The 26999-nt window shown below is 71.3% G+C and carries 28 protein-coding genes and 3 tRNA genes; 16 read left to right on the forward strand and 15 right to left on the reverse strand.

Features of this window, described 5'->3' with window-relative positions; genetic code table 11:
- Positions 1 to 148: 148 nt before the first annotated feature.
- The gene (locus tag KBX34_RS10365) at positions 149 to 1624 is read right to left on the reverse strand and encodes an NAD(P)/FAD-dependent oxidoreductase (protein ID WP_210791984.1); all 1476 of its coding nucleotides are present in this window, start codon (positions 1622 to 1624) and stop codon (positions 149 to 151) included.
- Between the two features lie 91 nt (positions 1625 to 1715).
- On the opposite strand from KBX34_RS10365, the gene KBX34_RS10370 reads away from it, so the two are divergent.
- Positions 1716 to 2792, forward strand: a complete 1077-nt coding sequence (locus KBX34_RS10370) for a serine hydrolase (RefSeq protein WP_210924707.1) — start codon at positions 1716 to 1718, stop codon at positions 2790 to 2792.
- Here KBX34_RS10370 and KBX34_RS10375 read toward each other — a convergent pair whose 3' ends face one another.
- Positions 2793 to 4118 (reverse strand): deoxyribodipyrimidine photo-lyase, encoded by a 1326-nt coding sequence (locus KBX34_RS10375; RefSeq protein WP_210924708.1) that lies wholly within the window; start codon positions 4116 to 4118, stop codon positions 2793 to 2795. It abuts the gene before it with no gap.
- On the reverse strand, positions 4115 to 5038 hold the full coding sequence (locus KBX34_RS10380; protein WP_210924709.1) for a phytoene/squalene synthase family protein: 924 nt from the start codon (positions 5036 to 5038) through the stop codon (positions 4115 to 4117). Before KBX34_RS10380 ends, KBX34_RS10375 begins: the two co-directional genes overlap by 4 nt.
- A 65-nt stretch (positions 5039 to 5103) precedes the next feature.
- Between KBX34_RS10380 and KBX34_RS10385 the strand changes: the two genes are divergently transcribed.
- The 8 genes from KBX34_RS10385 to KBX34_RS10420 all read left to right on the forward strand — a co-directional run bounded on the left by KBX34_RS10385 (position 5104) and on the right by KBX34_RS10420 (position 10664).
- Entirely contained in the window at positions 5104 to 6246 is a 1143-nt protein-coding gene (locus KBX34_RS10385) for a polyprenyl synthetase family protein (RefSeq protein ID WP_210924710.1), read from the forward strand.
- 28 nt (positions 6247 to 6274) lie between these two features.
- Complete coding sequence (crtI, locus tag KBX34_RS10390; protein WP_210924711.1) at positions 6275 to 7756, forward strand: phytoene desaturase family protein; 1482 nt, start codon at positions 6275 to 6277, stop codon at positions 7754 to 7756.
- Complete coding sequence (gene idi, locus KBX34_RS10395) at positions 7753 to 8373, forward strand: isopentenyl-diphosphate Delta-isomerase (protein ID WP_088950963.1); 621 nt, start codon at positions 7753 to 7755, stop codon at positions 8371 to 8373. The genes crtI and idi overlap by 4 nt, the downstream gene beginning before the upstream one ends.
- Complete coding sequence (locus KBX34_RS10400; protein WP_088950962.1) at positions 8363 to 9307, forward strand: MerR family transcriptional regulator; 945 nt, start codon at positions 8363 to 8365, stop codon at positions 9305 to 9307. Before idi ends, KBX34_RS10400 begins: the two co-directional genes overlap by 11 nt.
- Before the next feature lie 75 nt (positions 9308 to 9382).
- The gene (locus KBX34_RS10405; RefSeq protein ID WP_210924712.1) at positions 9383 to 10156 is read left to right on the forward strand and encodes a polysaccharide deacetylase family protein; all 774 of its coding nucleotides are present in this window, start codon (positions 9383 to 9385) and stop codon (positions 10154 to 10156) included.
- A 154-nt stretch (positions 10157 to 10310) separates the two neighbouring features.
- Positions 10311 to 10383: transfer RNA gene (locus KBX34_RS10410), tRNA-Glu, on the forward strand.
- Between the two features lie 31 nt (positions 10384 to 10414).
- Positions 10415 to 10488: transfer RNA gene (locus tag KBX34_RS10415), tRNA-Asp, on the forward strand.
- A gap of 102 nt (positions 10489 to 10590) precedes the next feature.
- Positions 10591 to 10664, forward strand: a tRNA-Phe gene (locus KBX34_RS10420).
- 289 nt (positions 10665 to 10953) lie between these two features.
- Here KBX34_RS10420 and KBX34_RS10425 read toward each other — a convergent pair.
- Positions 10954 to 12177 (reverse strand): hypothetical protein, encoded by a 1224-nt coding sequence (locus KBX34_RS10425; protein WP_210924713.1) that lies wholly within the window; start codon positions 12175 to 12177, stop codon positions 10954 to 10956.
- Between the two features lie 90 nt (positions 12178 to 12267).
- On the opposite strand from KBX34_RS10425, the gene KBX34_RS10430 reads away from it, so the two are divergent.
- A complete protein-coding gene (locus tag KBX34_RS10430) occupies positions 12268 to 12792 on the forward strand; it encodes an SRPBCC family protein (protein ID WP_088950959.1) in 525 nt (174 codons plus the stop codon).
- 13 nt (positions 12793 to 12805) lie between these two features.
- On the opposite strand, the gene KBX34_RS10435 is transcribed toward KBX34_RS10430, so the two are convergent.
- On the reverse strand, positions 12806 to 13513 hold the full coding sequence (locus KBX34_RS10435; RefSeq protein WP_210924714.1) for a DUF2786 domain-containing protein: 708 nt from the start codon (positions 13511 to 13513) through the stop codon (positions 12806 to 12808).
- A gap of 126 nt (positions 13514 to 13639) precedes the next feature.
- Here KBX34_RS10435 and KBX34_RS10440 point away from each other — a divergent pair, with 126 nt between their 5' ends.
- Positions 13640 to 14080, forward strand: a complete 441-nt coding sequence (locus KBX34_RS10440) for a hypothetical protein (RefSeq protein WP_210924715.1) — start codon at positions 13640 to 13642, stop codon at positions 14078 to 14080.
- A 57-nt stretch (positions 14081 to 14137) separates the two neighbouring features.
- Here the strand turns inward: KBX34_RS10440 and KBX34_RS10445 are convergent, their stop codons facing one another.
- Entirely contained in the window at positions 14138 to 14527 is a 390-nt protein-coding gene (locus tag KBX34_RS10445) for a hypothetical protein (RefSeq protein WP_088952127.1), read from the reverse strand.
- A 155-nt stretch (positions 14528 to 14682) separates the two neighbouring features.
- On the opposite strand from KBX34_RS10445, the gene KBX34_RS10450 reads away from it, so the two are divergent.
- The gene (locus tag KBX34_RS10450; protein ID WP_210924717.1) at positions 14683 to 16026 is read left to right on the forward strand and encodes an ABC transporter substrate-binding protein; all 1344 of its coding nucleotides are present in this window, start codon (positions 14683 to 14685) and stop codon (positions 16024 to 16026) included.
- A gap of 64 nt (positions 16027 to 16090) precedes the next feature.
- Here KBX34_RS10450 and KBX34_RS10455 read toward each other — a convergent pair whose 3' ends face one another.
- Together KBX34_RS10455 and KBX34_RS10460 are read right to left on the reverse strand one after the other, a co-directional pair.
- Positions 16091 to 16834, reverse strand: a complete 744-nt coding sequence (locus tag KBX34_RS10455; RefSeq protein ID WP_088952126.1) for an enoyl-CoA hydratase/isomerase family protein — start codon at positions 16832 to 16834, stop codon at positions 16091 to 16093.
- A gap of 70 nt (positions 16835 to 16904) precedes the next feature.
- Positions 16905 to 17762, reverse strand: coding sequence for a 3-hydroxyacyl-CoA dehydrogenase family protein (locus KBX34_RS10460; RefSeq protein ID WP_210924719.1), 858 nt, complete (start codon positions 17760 to 17762; stop codon positions 16905 to 16907).
- A gap of 175 nt (positions 17763 to 17937) precedes the next feature.
- Between KBX34_RS10460 and KBX34_RS10465 the strand changes: the two genes are divergently transcribed.
- A complete protein-coding gene (locus KBX34_RS10465; RefSeq protein ID WP_088950954.1) occupies positions 17938 to 18225 on the forward strand; it encodes a hypothetical protein in 288 nt (95 codons plus the stop codon).
- 50 nt (positions 18226 to 18275) lie between these two features.
- Here KBX34_RS10465 and KBX34_RS10470 read toward each other — a convergent pair whose 3' ends face one another.
- Positions 18276 to 19055, reverse strand: a complete 780-nt coding sequence (locus tag KBX34_RS10470) for a bifunctional 2-polyprenyl-6-hydroxyphenol methylase/3-demethylubiquinol 3-O-methyltransferase UbiG (protein WP_210924721.1) — start codon at positions 19053 to 19055, stop codon at positions 18276 to 18278.
- A 54-nt stretch (positions 19056 to 19109) separates the two neighbouring features.
- Here KBX34_RS10470 and KBX34_RS10475 point away from each other — a divergent pair, with 54 nt between their 5' ends.
- Complete coding sequence (locus KBX34_RS10475) at positions 19110 to 19499, forward strand: PPOX class F420-dependent oxidoreductase (protein WP_210791971.1); 390 nt, start codon at positions 19110 to 19112, stop codon at positions 19497 to 19499.
- Between the two features lie 84 nt (positions 19500 to 19583).
- Here the strand turns inward: KBX34_RS10475 and KBX34_RS10480 are convergent, their stop codons facing one another.
- On the reverse strand, positions 19584 to 19793 hold the full coding sequence (locus KBX34_RS10480) for a BldC family transcriptional regulator (RefSeq protein ID WP_007073996.1): 210 nt from the start codon (positions 19791 to 19793) through the stop codon (positions 19584 to 19586).
- A 251-nt stretch (positions 19794 to 20044) separates the two neighbouring features.
- Entirely contained in the window at positions 20045 to 20884 is an 840-nt protein-coding gene (locus tag KBX34_RS10485) for a hypothetical protein (protein WP_088952124.1), read from the reverse strand.
- 193 nt (positions 20885 to 21077) lie between these two features.
- Here KBX34_RS10485 and KBX34_RS10490 point away from each other — a divergent pair, with 193 nt between their 5' ends.
- Both KBX34_RS10490 and KBX34_RS10495 read left to right on the forward strand, forming a co-directional pair.
- Positions 21078 to 22160, forward strand: coding sequence for a Glu/Leu/Phe/Val dehydrogenase dimerization domain-containing protein (locus tag KBX34_RS10490; protein WP_088950952.1), 1083 nt, complete (start codon positions 21078 to 21080; stop codon positions 22158 to 22160).
- A 303-nt stretch (positions 22161 to 22463) separates the two neighbouring features.
- Positions 22464 to 22679: a DUF3073 domain-containing protein gene (locus KBX34_RS10495; protein WP_088950951.1), complete on the forward strand. Its 216-nt coding sequence runs from the start codon at positions 22464 to 22466 to the stop codon at positions 22677 to 22679.
- Positions 22680 to 22816: 137 nt separating this feature from the next.
- Here KBX34_RS10495 and amcA read toward each other — a convergent pair whose 3' ends face one another.
- The 4 genes from amcA to purF form a co-directional block, all read right to left on the reverse strand.
- Entirely contained in the window at positions 22817 to 23044 is a 228-nt protein-coding gene (gene amcA / locus KBX34_RS10500) for a multiple cyclophane-containing RiPP AmcA (RefSeq protein ID WP_088950950.1), read from the reverse strand.
- Entirely contained in the window at positions 23025 to 24116 is a 1092-nt protein-coding gene (gene amcB, locus KBX34_RS10505; protein WP_307871372.1) for a cyclophane-forming radical SAM peptide maturase AmcB, read from the reverse strand. Before amcB ends, amcA begins: the two co-directional genes overlap by 20 nt.
- 126 nt (positions 24117 to 24242) lie before the next feature.
- The gene (gene purM / locus KBX34_RS10510) at positions 24243 to 25397 is read right to left on the reverse strand and encodes a phosphoribosylformylglycinamidine cyclo-ligase (protein ID WP_141912148.1); all 1155 of its coding nucleotides are present in this window, start codon (positions 25395 to 25397) and stop codon (positions 24243 to 24245) included.
- A gap of 59 nt (positions 25398 to 25456) precedes the next feature.
- Complete coding sequence (gene purF / locus KBX34_RS10515; RefSeq protein WP_088950947.1) at positions 25457 to 26995, reverse strand: amidophosphoribosyltransferase; 1539 nt, start codon at positions 26993 to 26995, stop codon at positions 25457 to 25459.
- Between the last annotated feature and the right edge of the window lie 4 nt (positions 26996 to 26999).

A 26999-nucleotide genomic window follows, 5' to 3' on the forward strand; every position in this document is an offset into this window, starting at 1 on the left:
CTGACGCCCGCCTTCTTGGCAACTTCAGTCAACCGCTTGGTCACGGTCGCAATCGTACGTCACCAGGATGAAAGAAATGAACAGCAAAGTGCCCGTCGTTTGCTGGCTTGCTGCCGGATTCTTCCGACATCGACAGCCGGGGCGGGCGTCAGGACAGGTCGTGCAACGCGGACTCGATGGCCCGGTGGAAGGTCGGGTACGCGTAGATCATGTGCCGGAGCTGGCTCAGTGGCACGGCCGCGTGCACCGCCACGACCAGCGCGGATAGCACCTCGCCGCCGGCCGGGCCGACCGAGGTCGCGCCGATCAGAACACCCTGGTCGGCGTCCGCGACGAGCTTGATGAAGCCGTCGTCACCGACCCGGTGGATCCAGCCCCGGGTCGAGCTGCCCAGCTTGGTGAAACCGACCTGCACGTTGATGCCACGCTCGCGCGCCTGCTGCTCGGTGAGCCCGACCGCTCCGACCTCGGGATCGGTGAAGGTCACCCGGGGCAGTGCGCGGTAGTCCGCTCGGGGGACGGTGCCGGCCGACCCACTCGACCCGCTGGCGGCCAGCGAGCTGGACGCGCCCATCGCACCGCCGACCACGCTGGAGGTCCCGCTGGCATCCGCCCCCGCACTCGCCTGCCGGGCACGGGCCAGAATGTCGGCGATCACGATCCCGGCCTGGTACATGGCGATGTGCGTGAAGGCGCCCTCGCCGGTGATGTCGCCGACCGCCCAGACCTGGTCGGTGACGTGCAACCGGTCGTCGACCGGCAGGTAACGCTGGCTGGCGTCCAGGCCGATCGTGTCCAACCCCAGCTCGGTCAGGTGGGCCTTGCGCCCGGTCACCACCAGCAGACGGTCGGCGGTGAACGCCGAACCGCCGCTGCCGCGCAGTGTGAACCGGGTGCCGTCGTGCTCGACCCGCTCGGCGCGTACCCCGGTGTGGATCTCCACGCCGTCAGCGCGCAGCGCCGCGGCGGCGACCTCGGACGCCTCCGGTTCCTCGACAGCCAGCACCCGGTCGAGCGCCTCCACCACCGTGACCCGGACCCCGAAGCGGGCGAAGACCTGTGCCAGTTCCAGACCGATCGCGCCGCCGCCGAGCACCAGCAGCGACTCCGGCAACTCCTCGACCTCGATCGCCTGGTGGTTGGTCCAGTACGGAGTGTCGGCCAGGCCGTCGATCGGTGGCACCGACGGACGGGTCCCGGTGCCCAGCACGACCCCGTGCCGAGCCTGGAACACCTGGTCGCCGACGCGGACCCGGCCAGGGCCGTCGAGGCGGCCACTACCCCGGACGAGCCGGCCGCCCAGGCCCGTGAACCGGTCGGCGGCAACCGTGTCGTCCCAGGTGTCGGTGGCCTCCTCGCGGATGCGCTTGGCCACCGGCGCCCAGTCCGGTTGGACCTGCGCCGTCCCGGCCAGCCCGTCGACCCGGCGCGCCTCGGCCAGGGCGTTGGCCGCCCTGATCATCATCTTGCTCGGGATGCAGCCCCAGTAGGGGCACTCCCCGCCGACCAGATCCCGTTCGATGCCGACGACGCTCAGGCCGGCCTCGGCGAGTCGCTCGGCCACCTCCTCGCCGCCGACCCCGAGCCCGACCACGACCACATCCACCAGCTCCGGCTCTGCCACCCCGACAGCATCCCCCAGCGACACCAGCCCGACCACCAGGGTCGGAGAAAAGTCGGCACCCTCACCGGTCCGGGACGCCTACCGTGGCGGGATGCACGCACGCTTCGCACCGGTCCGGGACTGCTTCCACGACCTGCTCACCTCCGGCCGGGAGACAGGTGCCAGCCTGGTCATCTGGCACGACGGTCAGCCCGTCGTCGACCTGATCGGCGGAACCCGGACCGCTGCCGGGTCGGACGGCGAGCCGTGGCGGCCGGACACGCTCGTCAACGTCTACTCGGTCGGCAAGCCGGTGGCCGCGCTCTGCCTGCTGATGCTCGTCGACCGGGAGCAGGTGGACCTCGACGCACCCGTCGACCGGTACTGGCCGGAGTTCCGCACACCCGCCACCGTGCGTCAGGTGTTGTCGCACACCGCCGGGCTGCCGGCCTTTCCGGTACCCCGACCGGCGACCGCGATCGCCGACTGGACGCTCCTCACCAGCGACCTGGCCGCCGCCGACCCCGAGTGGTCACCGGGCTCGGTGGCCGCGGAACACGCCTGGACGTACGGGCACCTGGTGGGCGAGGTGGTTCGCCGGGTCGACGGGCGGTCGGTGGGCCGGTTCCTGGCCGAGGAGATCGCCGACCGGTGGCAGCTCGACCTCGGCTTCGGGCTGGCCGCCGCGGATCAGCGGCGCTGCGCCGACCTGCGCTACGGCGACCCGCAGTGGCCGGCCCGGAAGCTCGGTGAGCCGGGATCGCTGCGGGCACGAGCGCTGGGCAACCCGGCCGGAGGGCTGGACCTGGCCGTGCTGAACAGCCCGCTCTGGCGTGCTGCGGAGATGCCCGCGGTCAACCTGCACGCCACCGCCTCCGGCCTGGCCCGGCTCTACGCCGGTCTGCTCGCCGGGGGTGTCCTGGACGGAGTCCGTCTGCTCAGCCCCGAGCTGTTGGCGGAGGCGACCCGGGTCCAGTACGACGGGCCGGACCTGCTGCTGGACCGCCAGGTCCGATGGACGCTGGGCATGCAGTGGGAGCCGGACGGCAGTTGGGGCATGGGCGGCATCGGCGGCAGCAGCGCGTGGGCCGACCCGGAGCGCGGTTACGCCTTCGGGTACGCCACGGCGCACCTCGCCGAGCACGACCGGGTGGACGAGTTGGTCGAGGTGTTGCACTCCTGCCTCTGATCAGCGCAGCCAGACGGGGTCGGTGCCCGGCACCGAGAGCGGCGGCGGATAGTCGAGCGTCTGGCGGAGCGCGTCGGGCAGTCGCCACGGTTGGTGCACGGCCTTGCCCTGCACCTTCGCCAGCTCCGGCACCCACCGGCGCACGTAGTCGCCGTCCGGGTCGTACCGTTCGGCCTGCCGGACCGGATTGAACCCCCGGTACGGCTTGGTGTCGTTGCCGGTGCCGGCGACCCACTGCCAGTTGCCGGAGTTGTTGGCCACGTCCCCGTCGAGCAGCCAGCGGAAGAAGACGGCCACGCCGGGCCGCCAATCCTGCCCGAGGTGCTTGGTCAGGTAGCCGGCGGTGATCAGCCGGGCCCGGTTGTGCATCCAGCCCTGCGTACGCATCTGCCGCATCCCGGCGTCGACGATGGGCATGCCGGTCCGACCCTCGGTCCAGGCCGCCAACGCGTCGTCGTCGTAGCGCCACTGTTCGGTGGCGCCCCGCCGGTACGCCGACGTCGAGATCTCCGGGAAGGCGGCGGTGACCTGGTAGTAGAAGTCCCGCCAGCAGATCTGCCGGACGAACGGCCCGGACCGGTCCCCGGCCCGGTTGGCCACCGCCAGTGGGGACACGCAGCCGAACCGCAGGTACGGACTGAGCCGGGACGTGTCGTCGCCGGCCATGTCGTCGTGCTGATCGTCGTAGCGGTCCAGGTCGGGCAGCCAGTCGTTGAGCCGCTGCCGGGCAACCCGCTCGCCGCCGACCGCCGCGTCCGGTGAGTCCCCGGCCGGCGGCTTCGGCAGGCTGCCCACGCTCACCCCGCCCGGCAGCTCCACCCGGTGCGGCGCGGCCAACTCCGCACGCCACTGACTGGCCGCCCAGGCACGGTGGTAGGGGCTGAACACCCGGTAGTGGTCGCCCCCGCCACCGGGCCGCAACGCGCCCGGCTCGACCACTGTCAGCCCGGGAAACAGTCGCAGGTGCAGCCGGTGCCGCTCACACTCCGCGCGCAGTCGTCGCTCGCGGCGCCGGGCGTAGTTGCTGACATCGGCGGAGAGCGCGACGGCGGTAGCGTCGACCTCGCCGGCCAACCGGATCGTCTCGGCCACCGGGTCGCCGTGGCGTACCACCAGGTCACCACCGCGCTCGCGCAGTTCGGCCCGCAGTTCGGCGAGCGCCTGGTGCAGAAACCGGGTGCGGTTGGCCGACAGGCCGGCCAGCGCCGGGTCGAGCACGTACAGCGGAACCACCCGGTCGAAGGCCGCGCAGGTGGTGGCCAGCGCCGGGTGGTCGTGCACCCGCAGGTCGCGGGTGAGGAGCACGATCGCGGTGCTTGCGGTCACCGGGTCTGCGGGTGGACCGTCGGCCCGGGGATGGTGACCGGCGTACCGGTCGAGGTGAGCAGAGCCCGTGTGGCCACCGCCATCCGTCGCCGCTGCGGCACCAGGGCCCGCCGGGTGAAGACGTCGTAGTCCTGCGCGGCCACCTCGTCGAGGATGCCGCCGTACAACGCGTACGCGGTGCGCATGCAGGCCTGCGAGGCTGGCGCCAGCATGGTGATGCCCGGCGCGGCGGCGGCGTAGTGCGCCTGGGCGCGGGTCACCTCGTACTCGATCAGCTCGCGGGTCCGGGGCGTGCCGCGGCCCCGGGCGCAGGCCTCGGCCAGTTCCTCGCGGGTGACGCCGAACTTCGCCATGTCCTCGTCCGGCAGGTAGGTGCGGCCCCGGTCGAGGTCCTCGGCGACGTCCCGGATGAAGTTGGTGAGTTGGAACGCGAAGCCGAGCTGCCGTGCCGGCTCCCGTGCCGCCACCGGGTCGGAGGTGCCCAGGATCGGCAGCATCATGGTGCCGATGACCGCCGCCGAGCCCTCCATGTAGTCGAGCAGGTGGTCGTAGGTCGGGTACGAGGTGACTGTCAGGTCCATCGCCATGCTCTTCAGAAACGACGCAAAGTCGTCCCGGTCGAGGTCGAAGACGGCGATGGTGTGCAGCACGGCCGGCAGCAGCGGGTCGTCGACCGACGCACCGTGCAGGCCGGACACGAATCGGCTGGCCCAGTCGTCGAGGCGGGCGGCACGCTCGACCTGCGGTAGGTCCTCGGTGCGGTCGACGATCTCGTCGGCGTACCGCGTGAACCCGTAGAGGGCGTGGACATGTCGTCGTTTCCAAGCGGGGAGCAGCCGGGTGGCGAGATAGTAGGTGCGGCCGTGGCGTTTGTGCAGCTCACGACACCGGTCATAGGCAGCGGTGAGATCAGTGTCCACCGGCCCTCCTTAATTTATCGACGCACCAATCGACGCAACTCGTAGCCTAGGGTACGCTCAGTCGCATGGCCAACGACGCAGTTGCGGGCAATGCGACCCGTGTGGCGCAGCGGGGGCCGGGGGACGGTGACGATCCGGTCCGCGCCGTTCTGGCCGCGTACACCCATGACCTGATCACCGCGGTCGACGAGACCCTGGCAACCTTCCTCACCGCCGAGGTCGACTCCCTCGCCGAGATCGACATCTCGATGGGCCGCTTCGCCGCCACCGCGCGGGAAGCAGTCCTCGTGGGCGGCAAGCGGATCCGCTCCACGTTCGCCTACTGGGGGTGGCGCGGGGCGGTCGGTGGCACCGAGGCGCTACCACCCGTCCTGCCCGCGCTGGCCGCGCTGGAGCTGCTGCACACCTTCGCCCTGGTGCACGACGACGTGATGGACGCGTCCACCACCCGCCGGGGCCGGCCCACCGCACACATCGCGATCGCCGAACAGCACATCGCCGCAGGCCACCGGGGTGATCCCGGCCGATTCGGCGAAGCCGTCGCCGTACTCATCGGTGACCTCTGCATGGTGTGGGCCGACCGGTTGCTGGCCCAGGCCACAGTGCCGTCGGCCCGGCTGTTCGAAGTGCGGCGCTGCTATGACCAGATGCGGGTGGAGACGGTCGCCGGGCAATATCTCGACGTGCTCGGCGAGAACGACCCGGCGAGCTGGTCGGTCAACCGGGCGCTGCGAGTGGCCCGCTACAAGACCGCCAGCTACACCGTCCAGCGGCCACTGCTCTTCGGGGCCTGCCTGGCCGGGGTGCCTGTCGACGACGCGCTGGTCTCCGCGTACACCCGCTATGGCCTTGCCGTCGGCGAGGCGTTCCAGCTCCGCGACGACCTGCTCGGCGTCTACGGCGATCCCGCCGACACCGGCAAGCCGGCCGGCGACGACCTCCGCACCGGCAAGCCGACCACGCTGCTCATGCTGGCCCGGGAGCTGGCCACGCCGGCCCAGCTCCGGGCGATGGATCGGGCCGGCGACGGGCCGGTCGACCGGCTCGCCGAGCTGGTCGAGGAGACCGGCGCGGTGGCCCGGGTGGAGCGGATGATCGCCGAGCGGGTGAGTGACGCACTGGCCGCGCTCGACGCCGCACCAGTGGACCGGACGGCGCGGACCGCGCTGACCGGGCTGGCCACCGCCGCCACCAGCCGGCGGGCCTGATGAGCGACTTTCTGGAAGAGGTGGTCACGTGCGGACGGTGACAGGACGGACGGACCGTGTGGTGGTCGTCGGGGCCGGGCTGGGCGGGCTCGCCTGCGCGCTGCACCTGGCCGGCAGCGGCCGGCAGGTGACAGTGCTGGAACGCGAGCCGGTGCCGGGTGGGCGGGCCGGCCGTCTCGGGGTCGACGGCTACGAGTTCGACACCGGCCCGACCGTGCTCACCATGCCCGACCTGATCGCCGAGGCGCTCGGCGCGGTCGGTGAGGAGCTGGACGACTGGCTCGACCTGACCCCGGTCGACCCGGCCTACCGGGCGTACTACCCGGACGGTTCCACCCTCGACGTGCTCACCGACACCACCCGGATGGCGGCGGAGATCTCCCGGGTCTGTGGGCCGCGCGAGGCCGACGGCTACCTGCGTTTCGTCGACTACGCGCGGGAGCTGTGGCGCCTGGAGCGCGCCGACTTCATCGAGCGCAACCTGGACGCGCCGACCGACCTGATCACCGGCAACCTCCTCAAGCTGCTCGCCAGCGGGGCCTTCCGGCGACTCCAGACGAAGATCAACCAATTCTTCCGGGACCCGCGTACCCAGCGGATCTTCTCCTTCCAGGCGATGTACGCCGGCCTCGCCCCGCACGACGCGCTGGCCATCTACACGGTCATCGCGTACCTGGACTCGGTGGCCGGGGTCTACTTCCCGCGCGGCGGCATCCACGCGGTCTCCAAGGCGATGGCCGGCGCGGCCGAGAAGCACGGCGTGCAGATCCGGTACGGCACCACGGTGACCCGGGTCGAGACCGCGAACGGCCGCGCCACCGGTGTGATCACCGCCGACGGCGAACTGGTGCCGGCGGACGTGGTGGTGCTCAACCCCGACCTGCCGGTCGCCTACCGGGACCTGCTCCCCGCCGCCCCGCAGCGCCGGCTCACCTACTCACCGTCCTGCGTCGTTCTGCACGTCGGCTCCCGACAGGGATATGAAAAGATCGCCCATCACAACATCCACTTCGGACGAGCGTGGAAGGGCACCTTCGATGAGGTCATCCGGCGGGGTGAGCTGATGACCGACCCGTCGCTGCTGGTGACCAACCCGAGCCGGACCGACCCGTCGGTGGCCCCACCCGATCGGCACACCTACTACGTGCTGGCTCCCGTGCCCAACCTGCACCGGACCCCGTTCGAGTGGCGCGGCGACCTGACCCGGCGCTACAGCGACCAGCTGATCGGCACTCTGGAGGAGCGCGGCTACGTCGGCTTCGGTGCCGGCGTCGAGGTGCTGCGGGCGATCACCCCGGCCGAGTGGGAGGACCAGGGCATGGCCGCGGGCACGCCGTTCGCCGCCGCCCACACCCTCTTCCAGACCGGCCCGTTCCGCCCGTCGAACCTGCACCGCAAACTGTCGAACGTGGTCTTCGTCGGCTCCGGGACCCAGCCCGGCGTCGGCGTACCGATGGTGCTCATCTCCGGCAAGCTGGCCGCCGGCCGGATCACCGGGGAAGGCCGATGAGCAGCCGTGAGGACCACCTCGTCGAGCTGGTCGACGAAAACGGCGAGGCCCACGGCGAGACGACCGTCGCGGCCGCGCACCAGGCTCCGGGGCAGTTGCACCGGGCCTTCTCGGTGCTGCTGGTCGACTCGGACGGCCAGGTGCTGCTCCAGCGGCGCGCCGCCGTCAAGACGCGGTTCCCGCTGCGCTGGGCCAACGCCTGCTGTGGCCACCCCCAGCCCGGCGAGTCCCTCGCCGAGGCGGCCAACCGGCGGCTACGCGAGGAGTTGGGCGCGGGCCCGGTCGAGCTGACCGAGGTCGGCGTCTACGTCTACTACGCCGAGGACCCGGCGACCGGTCGGGTCGAATTCGAGTACGACCACGTGCTGCGGGGCGATTTCCTGCCCGGGGCCCCGCTCCTGCCGGACCCGGACGAGGTCGCCGAGCTGCGGTGGGCCGATCCGACCGCGCTGGAAGCCGAGCTGGATCGCGACCCCCGGTCGTACGCGCCCTGGCTGGGCGGGGTGGTGAACCGGCTGCTGCACCCCTCGGGCCCCACGTCCGGCGCACCCGGCCTGGCCGTGACCCCGCCTGCTCTGTCGGCGGACGACTCGGCGGAGCGGTCGGGTGGTCGATGAGGCGCTGAGCGCGGGCGCGGTCGCACGCAGGTTGGGAGTCGCGGTGACGACCCTCCGCACGTGGCACCAGCGCTACGGGCTCGGGCCCAGTGAGCACATCCCCGGTCACCACCGCCGGTACACCCCGACCGACCTGGCCCGTCTCGAAATCATGCGACGGCTCACCGCCGAGGGGGTGAGCCCCGCCGAGGCGGCTCGCTGGGCTCGCCAGGCACCGGATCCGACACCCAACGGCACCGTCACCCCCGTCCGGATCCCCCCGTCCGGCCGCGACGGCGGTGGCACCATCCCGGTCGGCCGCGCCGGCCCGGCAGCCCGTGGTCTGGCCCGCGCCGCCATGCGGCTGGACGCGGCGGCGATCAGCGAGACGATCGCGCACGCCCTCGCCACCGTCGGGGTCGTCGCCACCTGGGAGGGTCTGCTGCGCCCGGTGCTAGCCGGCATCGGCGAACGCCACGCCGCCACCACCGGCCTGATCGAGGTGGAACACCTGGTGTCCCGCTGCGTCTCGGAGGCTCTCGCGGCGGCCAGTCGGGCCAAGGTTCCCACCGGGCCGGCCCGGATCCTGCTGTCCTGCGCCGACGAGGAGCAGCACACCCTGCCACTGGAGGCGTTGGCCGCCGCCCTCGCGGAGGCCGGGGTCAGTTACCGGATGCTCGGCGCCCGGGTGCCGGTGGCCGCTCTCGTGGAGGCGGTCAACCGGACCGGTCCGGCCGCCGTGGTGCTCTGGTCGCACACCCGGGCCACCGCCGATCCGTCCCAGCTCAGCGCGTTGCTCGCCGCACCCCGCCGCCCGTTGTTGGCGCTCGCCGCCGGCCCTGGCTGGCGCGCCGACACGCTGCCCGCCGGGGTGGTGCGGCCGGTCGACCTGGCCGAGGCGGTCTCGCTCGCCGTCGCGGTCCGTGACTCCCTGGACCAGTCGAGGCGTGACTGATCGCACTGTTGCCCGGTGATCGCGTGAACTACCGTCGGGCGGGTCCGCCTACCCCGACCCTCCGGGAGCGAGCAGATGCGAGCCCGCGCCTTTCTGGCGTCCGTCCTCGCCGTGGCGCTGGTCCTGTCCGGCTGTGCGGGGCCGGACCACACCATCGCGCCCGCCGGCGCGCCGCAGCCGGTGGAGTCCACCACTGCCCCCACGACGTCACCGCATCCCACGGTCGCCAAGCCTCCGCTGCGGCCGCTGCCGGCCAAGCTCCCGGCCGGCCTGCGGCGCAACAGCGGCGTACGCCCGGTGGTCCTGACCTTCGACGACGGGCCCAACCCGACCTGGACTCCCAAGGTTCTCGACCAACTGCGGGCAGCCAAGGTGACCGCCACGTTCTGCGTGGTCGGTCGCGAGGTGCAGCGCCATCCGGAGCTGGTCCGGCGGATCGTCCACGAGGGGCATCAGCTCTGCAACCACAGTTGGCGGCACGACCTCGACCTGGCCCGACGGCCCGTCAACGAGATAAAGGCCGACCTGAAACGCACGAACAGGGCCATCCAGGCAGCGGCCCCCGGCGCCAAGGTGTCCTTCTATCGGCAGCCGGGCGGCCGGTGGACGCCGGAGGTGCTGGCGGTGGCGAAGGGTCTCGGCATGCGCCCGCTGCACTGGTCGGTCGACCCACAGGACTGGGACAAGCCGAACGCCGCCACGATCGGCAAGCGCATCCACACCGCCGCCCGCCCCGGCGCCATCGTGCTGCTGCACGACGGGGGTGGCGATCGGGCCGCGACGCTCGCCGCCTGCCCCCACCTGATCGCCGACCTCAAGAAGCGCTTCGGCATCACCAAACTCCGCTAGACCGGCTTTGACCTGCGGTTATGTCTCTTCCGAAGCCCTTGCGGATACCGATTTTGTCGACCGACCGGGCATCACGTATGCTTTCCAAGCCTCCGGCGGGGCCGGATGGGAGCAAGTCCGCTTGAAGTTGCGAGTGTGCAATGATGGCGGGGCCGCCCTCATCGTCTAGCGGCCCAGGACGCCGCCCTTTCAAGGCGGTAGCACGGGTTCGAATCCCGTTGGGGGCACGACCGGCGCAAGTCGGAGCAACACAAGCTAGGTCCTGTGGAGCAGTTGGAGTGCTCGCCGCCCTGTCAAGGCGGAGGTCGCGGGTTCAAGTCCCGTCAGGACCGCAGCGCTGACGCCGCGCCTCGCGCGGCGTTCTGCGTATCGGAGCAGGTCGCCCTGCCACCGGTTCGTCCGGTTGCCGGGTAGCATGAGCCGAGCAGCGATACGGCCAGGTAGCTCAGTTGGTACGAGCGTCCGACTGAAAATCGGAAGGTCGGCGGTTCGACCCCGCCCCTGGCCACATAGCCTTTCGCCGGGCTACAGAGGTCCCCACCAGCGGAAACGCAGGTGGGGATCTTGCTGTTTACGGCTGCGGACCGGCCCGCCACGGGTGTGATCCACTCGACTTCCCGGAAATCGGGGCATCGGAAGGTGCCCAATACCGCGCTTTCCTGAAAAGCGAGTCGATCATGCCTGGGTCGCGCGGATCGGTCGCGCGGATCGGTCGCGCGGATCGGCTGCGCGGACCGGCTGCGCGGACCGGCTGCGCGGATCGGTCGCGCGGCGTCGCTGGTCCGCCTTGCCCGGCGTCACTCGTCTCGGCGCCCCTGCTGGCGGTGCTGCGCCACGCCGCTCTGGATCGCCTCCCACACGCTGCGCCCGGCCTGCCGCAGGGTCTCCCCCGCCTGTTCGGCGAGCTGCGCTGCGCTCTGCGCCCCGCCCAGCAACCCACCACCGCCGTCACGATCGCCGGATGGGCCTGGCCCGGGGCCTGCCGACTGGCCCGGTCGGTTCCCACGCTCCCCGGTAGACGATCCCGCCGGTCCCTCAGCGCCCCGGTCCGCGCCGGCCGGCCGTTTCCCGTCACCCGGGCCCGCGGCCCGCTGACCCTCGGGGTGGCGTGGCTCCTCGTGCCGCTGCCCCTCAGGGTGGCGCGGCTCCTCGTGCCGCTGCCCCTCAGGGTGGCGCGGCTCCTCGTGCGGCCGGCCTTCCGGGGCCCCGCCGCCCTGCGGCCCACCGGACTCCGGCTGCGACTTCTGGCCCGGCCCGGGGCCACCCGCTTGAGACCCGGGTCCGCCCGCACTGGGTCCCGGACCTCCGGCATGGGGCCCAGGGCCCCCAGGACCCTTCCCCGCGCCGCCGGGCCCCGCCCCAGGCCGACCCGGACCAGCCCCTGGCCCACCCGAACCGGGCCCACCCGGACCCGGCTGACCCGGACCCGGCCCCGGACGACCGGGGCCTTGCTGGGCACGGTCGGCGACGGCCCCGACCGCACCGACCTGCTGACCAAACTCCTGGAGTACGCCGTTGGAGCGCCGCGCCGACCCCCGCACCTCAGCGGCCCCCATCGGCCCCGGGGCCAGCTGCTGCGCGCTGCGGTTCACGTCGTCGACGGTGGTGACGGCCGTCCGGGCGAGCGCCTCGATGATCTCCGGGTTGGCGTCGAGTGTGTCGAGCGCCCGGCCCAGGATCCTCGTCAGCTGCTCCAACCGCACCCGCAACTGCGCCTCGGCTTGCACCCCGTTGATGTCCAGCTCGCCGCCGTTCAGGTGCACCCGTACGCCGGCGTCGACCTGGAGCAGGTTGGCCACCCGGGCCCGCAGCGACAGGTCGGCGTCCAGGCCGTCGACGGCCAGTCGGATCGAGTCGACGGAGACCTTCGGGATGTCGAGCAGGACGTCGGGGTCCGCGCTCTCGACGTTCCGGTCCGGCCCTCGCTGTTGCGCGCTCTCGCTCATGATCTCCCGCCCCGCCTGCACACCGTCCCGGTCGTCCGGGCGTTCGGCGCGCTTACCCGCTTTCCGGCGGGGCATCCCGTCCGTGACGAGTCGGCGACCCTCTGTCTGGAACCGGGCACCGTGCGAAGCTGCACACGCGGGCATCAGCCGGTATGGTCCGGGCCTATGGGACAGGAAATGACTGATCCGGCCGACATCCGGCAGGACGTCGACCGGTTCTCCCTACGGTGCAGTCTCCTCGTCCCGGGCGCCGCCGAGCACGCGTTCGCGGTGTTCACCGACGAGCTGACTGACTGGTGGGTCACCGAATACACCTGGTCCGGCCCGGACGCTCTCGCGGAGCTGGGCATGGAGCCGCGCGCCGGCGGGATGCTCTACGAGATCGGCCCGTACGGTTTCCGCGCCGACTGGGGTCGGGTGCTCACCTGGGATCCACCGCGGCGGCTGGTCTTCGTCTGGCAGATCGGCCCCGACCGGGCGCCGGTGCCGGACCCGGCCCGGGCCAGCGAGGTCGAGGTGCTGTTCCTTCCCGAAGGGCCGGAGCGCACCCGGGTCGAGCTGGAGCACCGGCACTTCGACCGGCACGGCGAGGCGGCCGAGGGATATCGCAAGGCGCTCACCGCCGGCTGGCACGAGCTGCTCACCCGCTACGTCGCCACTGTGTCACGCGGCCCCGGCACTTCCGCCTGACGGGCGCACGGAGTCACCGACCGAGCTGCCGGTCGCCAGCGGAGCGGCCGCCGAGGTCCCGACCACCCAGGTTGGCGCGTTGGCCAGCCTCCGCCCCCGGACCGAAGCCGGTGCCGCCGAGCCGGCGCGGCGGTGCGGTGCGCAGCCGCGGGTATTCCTCGGTGAGCCGTCGCTGCACCCGGTCGGACCGGTCGGCCAGCACCAGCGCCACCGACGGCGTGCCCGACTCGCTGGCCGCCGCCGTCTCGGCCGCCCAGAGCCGACCCCCGATCACTTCCGCGAAACCGGCGAGCCAGGAGCGGCGGAAGGCGGCGGGGTGGTCGTCGGCCGGCACGGCGGTGGCGGCCAGGCCGTGCGCCGCCTGTACGAGCAGTGAGGTGAAGAGCAGGTCGACCCGTTCCAGGTCGCTGGCGAAGCCGAAGAGGTGCAGCGCGAAGCCGTTGCCCTGCCGGCGGCGTACGCAGCGGCAGCGCAGTGGCTCGGCGACCGCGGCGAGCAGGCCGACCTTGTCGCGGGCGTACGGGGCGACGATGTCCAGCACCCGGTCACCGACGGGGTCGGTGGTCGGGTCGCGGACGGCGAGCAGCGCCCGGTCCACCCCGTAGCGGGCGATCAACTCGGTCGCCTTGGCGGTGAACGCGGCGGCCTCGGCGGGCGTGCAGGCCGGGTCCTCGGCCTGGGCCAGCAGCTTGCGCACCTTGCTGAGCATCGCCTCGGACATGCCTACAGAGCTACCACACGGGCCGGACATCACGGGGTCACGCCGCCATTGATCGATACGTATCATCGTCACGGTCGGATGATCAGTCCAATACGGACGGTCAGTAACCCGCTTTCGGAGGCACGCATGTCATCCCCGACCGCTCGCCTGCTCGCCGTCGCCACGGCCACCACCCTGCTCTTCGCCGGCACACCCGCGCAGGCGGAGCCGACAACACCGACCGCACCGGTCAGCTCCGGGGCGAACGCGTTCGCCCCGCTCGCCACCTGTTACGGCGGGGCGGTGCGGTCGTACTTCGAGACGGGCCGCTACGGCGGATCGGCCGGCCAGTACCGCACCACGACCCGCTGTCGCGACATCAACGTCCGCAACGCGAGCGTGTACGCCACCGAGGCGTGCGTGATCTTCGTGGACAAGACGAGTGGCTGCAACTACTGGACCTACCTGCCGGCCAACTCGGGCTGGATCACGGTGGCGACCGACGTCCGGGACGGGGTCAACTTCCAGGTCCGCTTCGAGAACCTGCGCTACGAGTACGAGCCGCTGATCGCGTACCACGCGTTCTGAGTGGTCCGCGCGGTCGCGGCGTCCGCCCCCCGACGGACGCCGCGAACCGGCGGCCGGTCACCCGGCACGGCTGCGCAGGGTGGCGATCGTCGAGCCGGCGAGCGTGAGCAGGCAGTCGGGCAGCAGCCCGTCGGCTGCCGCGGCACCGAACAGCGCCTCCCCGGTCGGCTCGTCCCGGTTGGCGTACGCGCTGACAAAGCGGGCCACCCAGCGGGTGTCGTACTCAGCCTGGTCGATTCCCGGGAAGTCCAGGGCCGCGCCGCTGGCCGCCGGAGCGTCACCGAGCATCGTTGCGGCCAGGCACCACGCGACCCCGTACGCGCCGCTCAGGCCGGCCCGGTCGACGACCGCGTCGAACGCTCCCACCACCGCTTCTCCATCCCCGGTCAGCGCCGAGTGGAGCACGGCGGCCGCGTCGTCGAACGTCTGCTGTGGTAGGTCCGTCACCCAGCGCACAGTAGGACGCGTCGTCAAGGCTCCCGACAACCGTCACTGTCCGTGTTCAAGGCGAGCTACCTGCGCTTTACGCCACCTCCACGGTCCCGCCGTCGGCCTCGGCACGCTAATGTGCGCAGCGGACCTTCGCCGGAGGAAGGACGACCATGCTCGTATCACGCCGCTCGCGGGTGGCCTCACTGGCTGCCTGCGCGACGATCCTGCTCGCCACAAGCGCTTGCGGGGATGACAAGGCCAAGGAGACCAGCGCCCAACAGGTGCGCCTCTACGGCACGGACGGCAACATGCTCAACACCTACCCCGCGGAGTTGAAAGAACGCGCAGGTCTCGTGGATGGGATGAAGGGCACCACGCCCCTCGTTCCGCTACCCGAGGACTTCAAGGGCCGGCTACGGGCCGTCAATCCGGCGCTGACGGACTACGTGTACTCGGCCGAGACGTACGACGCGGTGGTGATCGCCGTGCTCGCCGCGCAGCTGGCCGGAAGCACCGACCCGGCTGCCATCGCGAAGCAGATCGTCGCGGTGACCAACGACGGGCAGCGCTGCGAGGACCCGGTCAGCTGCCTCACGCTGGCCCGCAACGGGCAGGACATCGAGTACCGCGGGGTTTCGCTGACCCGGGCGGGCTTCACCGACAAGGGTGAGCCGGCCACCGCGAGCTACGCCACGCTGACCTTCGACGGGCAGCAGATCAACGACGGCAAGACCGAGTTCGTCGGCGCGGGCATCGAGTCGGCGGCGAGCACCAAGACGCCGCCGAAGCCGAAGAAGCAGCGCCCGGGCGGCGACCCCGAGCAGGAACCGTTGATCCTGGGCGGTCTGCTGCCGAAGACCGGTGACCTGTCGATCGCCTACCCGCCGATGGCCGCCGGCGCCGCGCTGGCGATCAAGGAGATCAACGCCGCCGGCGGCGCCCTGGGCAAGCCGGTGACGTGGCTGGACGGCGACGACGGCACCAACCCGGACGTGGCCAAGGCGACGGTGGCCCGGCACGCGGCGGCTGGCGTCAGCGTGATCATCGGCGCTGGTGGTTCGGGCATCTCCCGGGCCGTGCTGCCGAACGTGGTGCAGGCCGGGAAGATCCTCTTCTCTCCGTCGAACACCGACAGCAGCCTGACCGACGTGGACGACCAGGGCCTCTACTTCCGCACCGCCCCACCGGACAGCCTCCAGGGCCGGGCGTTGGCCGACGTCATCCTCCGCGACGGTTCGCAGAAGATCGTCATCGTGGCTCGCAAGGACTCCTACGGTGAGGGCCTCCAGGGCACCGTCCGTGAGGAGCTGGAGAAGGCCGGTATCGCTGCCGATCGACTCAAGCTGCTGACGTACGAGCCGCCGGCCGATGCCAAGGCGGCACCCGTCGACTTCAGCCGGGGTGCGAAGGAGATCAAGGACTTCGGCGCGGACGCCGTGCTGATCATCGGCTTCGGCGAGTCCGCCCAGGTGATCCGCGGCCTGGCCGACGCCGAAGTGCAGATCCGGCAGTAGCACGACCACAGGCACACGAAGGCCGCACCGGCGCTCGCCGGTGCGGCCGTTTCGTCTCCAGGAGTCACCGCGGCCGGCGGCGCTCCAGGAACTCGGTCATCCGCCGGTGCTTCTCCTCGTCCTCGAAGAGCACCGCCTGACTGACCAGGTCGAGTTGCGGATGCGCGGCGGCGGGCGCGTCGACCGCGAGCTTGGTCAGCCGCAGCGCCAGCGGCGAACCCAGGGCGATCTCGTCCAGCAGCGCGTGCGCCACCGTCAGCAACTCGTCGGGCTCGTCCACCACCCGGTTCACCAGGCCGATCCGCAGCGCCTCCGCGGCGTCCACCCGCCGGCCCGTGAAGAGCAGCTCCTTGGCCCGGCCCTCACCGACCAACGCGGGCAGCCGGTGGGTCGCGCCAGCGCCGGCCAGGATGCCCAACCGCACCTCCGGCTGACCGAAGACCGCCCGCGCCGTGCACACCCGCAGATCGCAGGCGTACGCCAGCTCCGCGCCACCGCCCAACGCCGGGCCGTCGACGGCGGCGACGGTGGGCATCGGCAACGCCCTGATCCGGGCGAAGGCAGCGGAGTTGATCGCGGCGAGGGCATCGGTGCGGCCCCGTTCACGCAGTTGGCCGATGTCGGCGCCACCGGCGAAGATGCCCGCCGCCCCACCGGTGAGCAGCAACAGCCGGGGACGCGCCTCCAGCTCGGCGCAGACCTGGTGCAGCTCGGCGATCAGCTCGGCGTCGATGGCGTTGCGCTTCTCCGGCCGATCCAGGGTGACCACCAGCCGGTCCGGCCGCTCCTCGATCCGCAAGCCGCTCACCGCGCCCACCGCGCTCACTGCGCCCACCTTCCGTTCGCGACTGCGGGGCTCGCAAGCTCACTCCTTGCGCTCACTGCTTGACCCCGGCTTTCCACTGGTAGAAGCCCTGCCCCGACTTCTTGCCCAGCCGCCCGTCGGCCACCATCTCCACGAGCAGGGGCGGCGGTGCGAAGCGGTCGCCGTACGCGGCCTGGAGGGTGCGGGCGATGTCCAGCCGCACGTCGAGGCCGACCAGGTCGGTGAGTTCCAAGGGCCCGATCGGGTGCCGGTAGCCCAGCACCATCGCCTTGTCGATGTCGGCAGGGCTGGCCACCCCGTCGGCGACCATCCGGATCGCCTCCAGCCCGAGGGTGACCCCGAGCCGTGAGGTGGCGAAGCCGGGCAGGTCGCGTACGACGACGGGGTCCTTGCCCAACCGGCCGGCGAGCGCCACGGCCGCCGCCGTGGTCTCCTCGGCGGTGGCCGGGCCGACCACGATCTCCAGCAGGGCCATCGCCCAGACCGGGTTGAAGAAGTGCAGGCCGAGGAAGCGCTCGGGCGCGTCCAGCCCGACGGCCAGCTCACCGATGGCGATGCTGGAGGTGTTGCTGCCCAGCAGCGCGGGGTTCAGCGCGGCGGCGTCCCGCAGCACTGCCCGCTTCAGGTCGAGCCGCTCCGGCACCGCCTCCACGATCACCTCAGGGGCGGGAGCGACGTCGGTGAGCGTGGGACGCAGCGTGACCCGTTGCCGGTTCGCGGCGGCCTCGTCGGCGCTCAGCTTCCCTCGCTGCACCGCCCGCTCCCACAGGTCGGCGAGCCGGTTCAGCGCGGAGGCGCCCCGCTCGGGGTCCACCTCGACCAACTCCACGGCGTGACCGGCCCCGGCCGCCACGTACGCGATGCCGAGCCCCATCGTGCCGGCACCGACGACCACGAAACGATCGCTCATCACGCCTCCCTCTCCCGCCTGTCGGCGCGCGGGGTCCCCGCCACGCCGACCGGGGTGTTCCGCCCGCTCCGCTCGCTCATGGTGCGACCCTAGACAGCTCGACGACCCGGCTCATGCGTGGGGGAGCGCGGGATCGGGTACTGACGGCCCGTCAACCGAGGGAAGGACCACCGAGATGAGCCAGGCACCGGAGAGCGTCACTGACGGGCAGACCGTGGAGACCCGGGGCGACGAGCGGGTCGAGCTGCTGCGCGCCGACACCAACAACGACGGCAAGACCGACGTGTGGGTGGTGGACACCGACGGCGACGGCAAGGCAGACCTGTTCCAGTTCGACACCGACGGTGACGGCAAGGTGGACATCACCATGGTCGACATCGACGAGGACGGCCAGCCGGACGAGGTGGTCGACGGCGACGGCGGCCTGCCGCCCGAGCAGCTTCCCCCGACCGTCCAGGTCTGAGCCGTACGACGGCCCCTGTCCTCCGCGATGCGGAGCGCGGGGGCCGTCGCTCAGTCGGCGAGCCGCAGCGTGGCCAGGTAGTACGGCTTGTCGCGGTCGTCCACATCGGTCAACCGCCAGCCGGTGCCGTGCACCAGCGAGGCGAATTCCTCCGCCGAGCAGACCAGATAGTCGAACCATTCGGTGCTCAGCTCCCGGTAGCGCAACCGGAGCCGGAGCTGACCGCCGAGCCGACCCCGACTGCGGTTGCGCTCGTGGTAACTCGTGTGCACCGGGTCACGGGTGCCGTACGGGTCGGTGCCGTGCGCGATGATCTGCGCCCCCGGTCGGGCCAGCGCGGCGAGCGCGGCCAGGAACACGGGGGCACGCTCCCGCCCTTCGAACAGCCCGAGGTTGTTGCCGAGCAGCAGGAATGTGTCGTAACGCTGCCCGTCCGCGACGTGCGTGTCGACGGTGCCGTGCACCAGCTGCCGGACACCGCGGCGTCGACTCACGTCCACCGCGCCCGCGGAGGTGTCCAGCCCGGTGACCGGTACGCCGCGCTCCTGGAGCAGCAGGGCGATCCGGCCGGCGCCGGTGCCGACGTCCAGCGTTTCGCCGCGGGCCCGGTCCACCGCGCGGTGGTCGTACGGCTGCCAGTCCTGCGGACCGTCCAGATAGTGGGCCGCCGGCGCGCCGTTGATCAGACCGTCGTCCCGCTCGATGATCTCGATGACCGGCCGGGGCAGGCGCCCACCGACCAGCGGTCGAGGGCCCACCCCGCTGGCCACCGCGAGCGTGTCCCGCAGCAGTTCGCCGACCACGTCACCGATTCGAGGCTCAACCGTCACGACGTTCACGCTATCTGTCCACTCAGCGGCCGGTAGCGGCCGTATCCTTGCGGGGTGACCACGCTGGACCGGCTGTCGGCCGAGAAGTACATCCTGCTCACGACCTTCCGCAAGGACGGTCGGGCGGTGCCGACCCCCGTCTGGGCGGTACGAGATGGTGAGGCGTTGGCGGTCTGGACCCGGGCCGACTCGGGCAAGGTGAAGCGGATCCGCCACAACGGTGAGGTGACCGTGGCCCCGTGCGACGTGCGGGGGCGGCCACACGGGGCGGAGGTGCCAGCCCACGCGACGATCTACGGCAACGGCGACACCGGTCGGGTACGGGACCTGCTCAAGCACAAGTACCGCCTGATCGGTCGACTCAGCCTGCTCGGCAGCCGGCTGCGGCGCGGCGAGGGCGGCACTGTCGGCATCCGGGTGACGCTGGCCGAGACGCGGCGCTGAGACGCAGCGACGGCGGCCACTCAGGACATGGAAAGGGGCGGCGGATCGAGATCCACCGCCCCTGACCGGAAAACTATTGCCGCTTCAGTCGCCCTGCCGCTGCTGCGGGATCTGACCCTGCAACAGCGCCCTGACCTCCGACTCGCGGTATCGACGGTGGCCACCCAGGGTGCGGATGGCACTGAGCTTGCCAGCCTTTGCCCACCGGGTCACCGTCTTCGGGTCGACACGGAACATCGACGCCACCTCGGCCGGCGTGAGTAGCGGCTCTGGTTCGTGCGTTCGCGATGCCATCGGTCACTCCTCCACATGTATAGACATCGGCCGGGGTCCCGCCGGCCGACGCGTCTCCCATGGTCCGGCTAGTCCCCGATGTCCGACATGGGCCGAACGGATGAAGGTCCCTAGACGGACGGATGAACCATGCCCGATTTTTACGACTTTTACACGGCAGAAAGTACCTTATTCGGACTCATGATCACGGTTCGTGATGCGTCAACTACGAGCACACCTCACCTTGGGAGCGCTCCTCGGGCGATATGCCCCTAGTTGCACCGCTCCAGCAGCTGCACGGCACGCCACCGGGCCACCAACGTGTCGTACGCGGCGGACGCCTCCTCGGCCTCACCGCGCGACAGCCCCGCGAGGCCGGTGGCGACCAACTCGGGCGAGTCGTCAGCGGTGAGGGTCTCGTCGGAGAGCAGGTCGACCAGGCCGCCGTAGTCCAGTTCGACCACCGAGCGCGGATGGAACTCCTCCAGCCAGCGCGCCGCCTCCTCCACCGCCTCGGTGATCGGCGCCTCGCCCACCGACTTGCGCAGCACCGACAGCGCCCGTGAGGACCGGCGACGGGCCTTGGAGATCTCGGTCCGGTAGCGCAGCGCCCGCCGGCCCGGCTGGGTGACCAGGTCCCGCTCGGCCGGCTCGAAGAGCACGAACCACCGCAGAGGCACTCCCCAGGTGGCGATCTGCTCGTGCACCCGGGGCACCCCGTGCTCCAGCACCCGGGCGCCGCTGCGCCAGTCGTCGACGACCGCCCTGGCCTGGCCGGCGAGCACCGGCGGCACGAAGGCGTCAGCGAGCACCGAGGGCACCCCGTCCCGAGCGCTGAGCGCCGCCTCAGCGACCCGGATCCGCAGGTTCCATGGGCAGACCAGCAGGCTGTCGTCCGTCTCCAGGACGTACGCCTCCTCCGGCAGGTCCGGCAGCCGGGTCCAGCCCGCGCCCAGCGCCTCGATCACCGCCGTCCGCTGTCGGCCGGGCCCCTCGACCGGGGCCACCGCCCGCCCCTCGGACACGTAGCGGCGCCAGTAGCTCTGCCGGTCCCGGTCGAAGGCGGTCAACGGTTCGTACACGCGCAGGTAAGAAGCGAAGAGCGACGGCACGGCGCGATCCTCCCACGAACCACAGCCGTATGAGGTCAGCGGCCGGACCACGCGCGCCGCAACGTGGGACGGCGGCGGCGCGTCGAGCGTCCCCAGGGCGGCCGATACTAGGCTCGATCTCACCGGCAGCATCCCCGCCGGGGTCCACCAGGTCCGCGTCCCACAAGGACGCACACCACTCCAGGAGCCAACCATGGGCGTATTCGCGAGCACCGACGATCCGGTATCGACCGGTCACGAACAGGTCGTCTTCTGCCAGGACAAGCAGAGCGGCCTGAAGGCGATCATCGGGATCTACTCCACCGCGCTGGGGCCGGCGCTCGGCGGCACCCGCTTCTACCCGTACGCCAGCGAGGACGACGCCCTCGCCGATGTGCTCGACCTGTCCCGTGGGATGGCGTACAAGAACGCGCTCGCCGGGCTGGACCTGGGCGGTGGCAAGGCCGTCATCTGGGGTGACCCCGAGCAGATCAAGAGCGAGGCGCTGCTGCGCGCGTACGGTCGCTTCGTGGAGTCGCTGGGCGGTCGCTACTACACCGCGTGCGACGTCGGCACCTACGTGGCGGACATGGACGTGGTGGCACGGGAGACCCGCTACGTGACCGGGCGCAGCGTGGAGCACGGCGGCGCCGGCGACTCGTCGATCCTCACCGCCTGGGGTGTCTTCCAGGGCATGCGGGCCGCCTCCGAGCACGTCTGGGGCACTCCGAGCCTGCGTGGCCGCCGGGTCGGCGTCGCCGGTCTGGGCAAGGTCGGCAAATACCTCACCGGCCACCTGCTGGAGGACGGCGCCGAGGTGGTCGCCACCGACGTCAACCCGAAGGCGCTGGCCTGGGTTCGCAGCAACCACCCGCAGGTCACCCTGATGGACGACGCCAGCGCGCTGGTCGCCGCGGACATCGACGTGTACGCGCCGTGCGCGCTGGGCGGCGCGCTGAACGACGACACCGTGCCGGCGCTGCGCGCCAAGGTGGTGACCGGTGCGGCGAACAACCAGCTCGCCCACCCGGGCATCGAGAAGCTGCTGGCCGACCGGGGCATCCTCTACACGCCGGACTACGTGGTCAACGCCGGCGGTGTGATCCAGGTCGCCGACGAGATCGAGGGCTTCAACTTCGACCGGGCGAAGCTGCGGGCAACCCGGATCTACGACACCACCCGCGAGATCCTGGGCCTGGCCGACGCCGAGGGCGTGCCGCCAGCGGTCGCCGCGGATCGGCTGGCCGAGCGCCGGATGGCGGAGGTCGGCCGCCTGCGGTCGATCCACCTGCGCTGAGCATTCCCCGGAGGCGGATCGACGGGATCCGCCTCCGGGCCCCCTGTGCCGACGCGGCTCGGTAGGCTGAGGACCGGATCGAATTTTGATGCGGTTTGTCCGGTGTCACGGGCGCTAACCGTTCCGCTCCTTACCCGGTACACTGGGTGACGGCCGGATCGACGCGACGCGCAGAGCCGGCTGACGGTAACCCGAGGTGCCGAACGGTGGCATCCCCATGTACCGTAAGAGCCACGAGAGATGCCTGACGTCATCGGGGCCCGCCTTCGGGCTGCCCCGCATTCTGTGCGAGGGGGTCGAGCCATGGGGCGCGGCCGTGCTAAGGCCAAGCAGACAAAGGTGGCCCGGGAGTTGAAGTACCACTCCCCGAACACCGACCTCACCGCCTTGCAGCGCGAACTGGCGGGTGCTGGTAAGTCTGAGCACCACTTCGACGACGACTCTAAAGAGTTCGTCGACGACGATGATGAGGATCACGCGGACGACGATCCGGATCCCTGGGTCCGTCCGGCCCGCTGACCTCTCGACGCAGCTGAGCACGCGGTGATACCCGCGTGCTCACGCACGTCCCGTGCAGGTTCAGCTGCCGACGATCAGGGGCCTGACCCGACCGGAGTTATTCCGGCCGCTCGACAGGCCCCTGTTCACGGCTCCCGTCAGCGCGGGCGGTTGTTCCAGTTGTAGAAGGTCGGGATGTTCTCGAAGTGGTTCCAGGCGCAGACAGCGCTGGCACCATCGCCGCCCGACACCTCCGAGCGCAGCCGCCTGGCGTCCTCAGCCTCCTGGAGCAGCGCGACGAGCGCAGGGGCCGCCTCCCGCACCCGCTCGTTGACTCCGTCATCCGCCTCGCGCTCAGGCCGCCGGTTACTGGTGCTCTCGGGCATGCTCCAACACTCCATCCAATAGGCGGATCTTGCTGTTTCGGCAGTGCTCGGTCTCCGTACCGTCAAAACGCCCCAGCTCGAAGTAGCGGTTGGCCGCGTGGCCACCGCCACAGAAGCCGAAGTAGGGGCAGGACACCCGACAGGCCTCCACCCCGGCCAGGAACTCCCCCACCCACGGGGTCGCCGCCGCTCCGCCGAGAATCTCCGCCAGCGGAGCGTGCAGGACGTTGCCGCTGCTGAAATCGCCGTAGCGCGGGTCGGTGAAGCCCGCCAACTCCGGGGACAGCACGGTCACCGAGCCGTCGTGACCGATGGTCGGGATCGAGTCCAGTTGGCGGGGCAGCACCCCGTCAGCCGAGTTGTCGAGCACCGCCGCGGCGTAGCGCAACGTCCACTCGACCTCGCGGAGGTGGATCCGGGGGTCACGGCGCCACGCCGCGACCAGCTCCGCCCAGAACGCGGTCACCGCCGAGGAGTCGTGGCGGTTGTCCCGGGTGTTGACCCCCTCGGTCTCCTCGATGTTGATGCCCAGCACATCGCAGCCCAGTTCGAGGAAGTAGTCGTACAGCTCGGTGGCGAGCCCCGGGCCCGGCTGGGACACCACGGCCAGGGCGGAGAAGGGCAGACCATGACGGCGCAGCGCCGCGACGCCGCGCAGGATCCGGTCGTACGCCGGCTGGCCGCCCCGGTTGACCCGGTCGCCGTTGCGGGCCCGCGGCCCGTCGACGCTCACGCTCACCCGCATCTCGTGCCGGGCGAAGAAGTCACACCAGTCGTCGTCGATCAGCGTGGCGTTGGTCTGCACGTGATGCTCGACCTCGGGGTCGAACGGCGCCATCAGGTCGGCCAGGTGCTCCCGGCCGGCCGCCAACGGCTCGCCGCCGTGCCACACCACGGAGAACCGGCCGGCCGCCGCCCACGGGTTGACCGCCGCCGCCACCGCCTCGGCCACCGCCACCGGCATCCGCTGGTCGGTGGCACGAAACGGCAGGTAGCAGTACGCGCAGTCGAGGTTGCAGAGGGTGGTGGGCTGCATGACGACGTACGACGGGACGGTGGAAAGACCCCGCATCCCGCTGAACGACTGTCCCCGAGCAGCCATCGCCCTCCTCCGCCAAGCCTGAGCCCTTCAGGCTAGGCGGCATAGGCCACTCGGGTGAAGCCCTGATCAGGTGCCCGTACGATCACCGGAACATGATCATCCTCGGGTGTGCTGACCAACCATCTGCACGTTGCCGGTGCCCTCGATGATCTCGCCGGCCTGCCAGGCCTCGACCCCACGGCCGGTCAGCGTGGCCAGCGCCCGGTCGGCGTCCTCGGCCGACACGATCGCGAACATGCCGACGCCCATGTTGAAGGTCGACTCCATGTCCTGGTCGTCGATCCGACCCTTCGACTGGATCAGGTCGAAGATCGGCTGCGGCTTCCAGGTGGAGCGGTTGACCACAGCGTCGACGTGCTCGGGCAGCACCCGGACCAGGTTGCCGGGGATGCCGCCACCGGTGATGTGGGACAGCGCCCGCACCTCCGCCTCGGCGATCAGCTTGAGGCAGTCCTTGGCGTAGATCTTGGTCGGGGTGAGCAGCTCCTCACCGAGGGTCCGCTGCCGACCGAAGTCGTCGATCACGATGTCCAGGCGCATCCGGGCCGCGCCGAGCAGCACGTGCCGGACCAGCGAGTAGCCGTTGGAGTGCAGACCGGAGGAGCGCATGGCGATCACCACGTCGCCCACCTCGACCCGGTCCGGGCTGAGGATGTCGGCCTCCTCGACCACGCCGACACCGGTCGCGGAGATGTCGTACTCGTCCGGGCGCAGCACACCGGGGTGCTCGGCGGTCTCCCCGCCCAGCAACGCGCAGCCGGCGTAACGGCAGCCGTCGGCGATGCCCGCCCCGATCTCGGCGACCTTGTCCGGAACGACCTCGCCGGTGGCGATGTAGTCGAGCAGGAACAGCGGCTCGGCGCCGCAGGCCACCAGGTCGTCCACGACCATGGCCACCAGGTCGATGCCGACCGTGTCGTGGATGTCCATCTGCTGAGCGATCACCAGCTTGGTGCCCACCCCGTCGGTGGAGGACGCCAGGATCGGGCTCTTGTACTTCTTCGTGTCCAGCCGGAACAGACCAGCGAACCCGCCCAGGTCACCCATCACCTCGGGCCGGCGGGTCTGGCGCACCTTCGACTTGAGCAACTCCACCGCGCGGTCGCCCGCGTCGATCGAAACCCCGGCATCGGCGTACGAGACCGAGCGTTTGCGCGCCTGACGGCCAGCGCCGGCCGTCCAGGGCTGACGGTCGCCGCCGGCGCCGGTCGGGCTGCTTCCTGCGCCGTTGCGCTCGGACACGTGCGTCACGGTTCTCCCCTTTGGTTCTCGGTGCCGCGCCGGCGGTGGCCGGGCCGCGCCGGTTGGTGCTACGGGCGGTTTGCGGTAACGCCACCCGGAGTGGCGACGAACGAGCCGTTGGTGTGCGGGGCTTCCGGCGCCGAGTTGGCGACCCGTCGGCCCACCCCTTCGAGCACGTGCTTGCCGATCAGGTTGCCGGCCGGCAGCTCGATCGGGTACTCCCCATCGAAACACGCCCGACACAGCCTGGTCTTCGGCTGCTCGGTCGCGGCGATCAGACCAGGAAGCGAGACGTAACCCAGCGTGTCGGCGCCGATGGAGCGCCGGATGCCGTCGTTGTCCAACCCGTTGGCCAGCAGTTCCGCCCGGGTGGCGAAGTCGATGCCGTAGAAACACGGCCAGCTGACCGGCGGTGAGGAGATCCGGACGTGCACCTCCAGTGCCCCCGCCTCACGCAACATCCGCACGATGGCGCGCTGGGTGTTGCCGCGCACGATCGAGTCGTCCACGACCACCAACCGCTTGCCCCGGACGTTCTCCCGCAGCGGGTTGAGCTTGAGCCGGATGCCGAGCTGACGCAGGGTCTGCGACGGCTGGATGAAGGTGCGCCCCACGTACGGGTTCTTCATCAGGCCGGCGCCGTAGGTGATGCCGGACGCCTCCGCGTAGCCGATCGCGGCCGGGGTGCCGGACTCGGGCACCGGGATCACCAGGTCGGCCTCGACCGGGTGCTCCTTGGCCAACTGCCGGCCGATCTGCACCCGCGCCGAGTGGACGTTGCGCCCGGCGATCGTGGCGTCCGGGCGGGCGATGTAGACGTACTCGAAGAGACAGCCCTTCGGCTCCGGCGCGGCGAACCGCGTGGAGCGCAGGCCGTTCTCGTCGATCGCGATCAGCTCGCCCGGCTCGACCTCGCGCACCACGCTGGCACCGACGATGTCCAGTGCGGCGGTCTCACTGGCCACCACCCAGCCGCGCTCCAGGCGGCCGAGCACCAGCGGGCGGACGCCGTGCGGATCGCGGGCCGCGTAGAGGGTCGACTCGTCCATGAAGACGAAGCTGAACGCGCCACGCAGCTGCGGCAGCACCTCCAGTGCGGCCGCCTCGACCGACAGATCCGGTCGGCTGGCGAGCAGCATCGTCACCAGGGAGGTGTCGTTGGTCGAACCGTCCGCGACGAGGCCGCGTTCGGCGACCTCCTTCTCCAGCTCGGCGGTGTTGACCAGGTTGCCGTTGTGAGCCAGCGCGATGGTCGTGCCGGAGGTGGTCGACCGGATCGTCGGCTGGGCGTTCTCCCAGTTCGACGCGCCGGTGGTGGAGTAGCGGGCGTGCCCGATGGCCAGATGGCCGCGCAGGCTCGCCAGGGTGGGCTCGTCGAAGACCTGGGCCACCAGCCCGAGGTCCTTGTAGACCACCACGCCGGAGCCATCGCTCACCGCGATGCCCGCCGCCTCCTGGCCGCGGTGCTGCAGGGCGTAGAGGCCGAAGTAGGTCAGATTGGCAACCTCTTCGCCGGGGGCCCAGACGCCGAAGACGCCACAGGCATCCTGGGGGCCAGGTCGTTGGGGGTCAAGGTCGTGGCTCAGCCGGCCGTCGCCTCGGGGCACCTAC

Source organism: Micromonospora sp. M61 (genome assembly GCF_018070245.1).
Lineage (GTDB): Bacteria > Actinomycetota > Actinomycetes > Mycobacteriales > Micromonosporaceae > Micromonospora > Micromonospora zamorensis.

Excerpts from the sequence above, each read along its gene's own strand:
- KBX34_RS10430 (WP_088950959.1), top strand. The coding sequence starts at position 12,268 with ATGGGACAGGAAATGACTGATCCGGCCGACATCCGGCAGGACGTCGAC.
- amcA (WP_088950950.1), bottom strand. The coding sequence starts at position 23,044 with ATGCCCGAGAGCACCAGTAACCGGCGGCCTGAGCGCGAGGCGGATGAC.
- KBX34_RS10465 (WP_088950954.1), top strand. The coding sequence starts at position 17,938 with ATGAGCCAGGCACCGGAGAGCGTCACTGACGGGCAGACCGTGGAGACC.
- KBX34_RS10385 (WP_210924710.1), top strand. The coding sequence starts at position 5,104 with ATGGCCAACGACGCAGTTGCGGGCAATGCGACCCGTGTGGCGCAGCGG.
- KBX34_RS10460 (WP_210924719.1), bottom strand. The coding sequence starts at position 17,762 with ATGAGCGATCGTTTCGTGGTCGTCGGTGCCGGCACGATGGGGCTCGGC.
- KBX34_RS10450 (WP_210924717.1), top strand. The coding sequence starts at position 14,683 with ATGCTCGTATCACGCCGCTCGCGGGTGGCCTCACTGGCTGCCTGCGCG.
- KBX34_RS10370 (WP_210924707.1), top strand. The coding sequence starts at position 1,716 with ATGCACGCACGCTTCGCACCGGTCCGGGACTGCTTCCACGACCTGCTC.
- KBX34_RS10425 (WP_210924713.1), bottom strand. The coding sequence starts at position 12,177 with ATGCCCCGCCGGAAAGCGGGTAAGCGCGCCGAACGCCCGGACGACCGG.
- KBX34_RS10440 (WP_210924715.1), top strand. The coding sequence starts at position 13,640 with ATGTCATCCCCGACCGCTCGCCTGCTCGCCGTCGCCACGGCCACCACC.
- KBX34_RS10435 (WP_210924714.1), bottom strand. The coding sequence starts at position 13,513 with ATGTCCGAGGCGATGCTCAGCAAGGTGCGCAAGCTGCTGGCCCAGGCC.
- idi (WP_088950963.1), top strand. The coding sequence starts at position 7,753 with ATGAGCAGCCGTGAGGACCACCTCGTCGAGCTGGTCGACGAAAACGGC.
- KBX34_RS10490 (WP_088950952.1), top strand. The coding sequence starts at position 21,078 with ATGGGCGTATTCGCGAGCACCGACGATCCGGTATCGACCGGTCACGAA.
- KBX34_RS10480 (WP_007073996.1), bottom strand. The coding sequence starts at position 19,793 with ATGGCATCGCGAACGCACGAACCAGAGCCGCTACTCACGCCGGCCGAG.
- KBX34_RS10405 (WP_210924712.1), top strand. The coding sequence starts at position 9,383 with ATGCGAGCCCGCGCCTTTCTGGCGTCCGTCCTCGCCGTGGCGCTGGTC.
- KBX34_RS10495 (WP_088950951.1), top strand. The coding sequence starts at position 22,464 with ATGGGGCGCGGCCGTGCTAAGGCCAAGCAGACAAAGGTGGCCCGGGAG.
- amcB (WP_307871372.1), bottom strand. The coding sequence starts at position 24,116 with ATGCGGGGTCTTTCCACCGTCCCGTCGTACGTCGTCATGCAGCCCACC.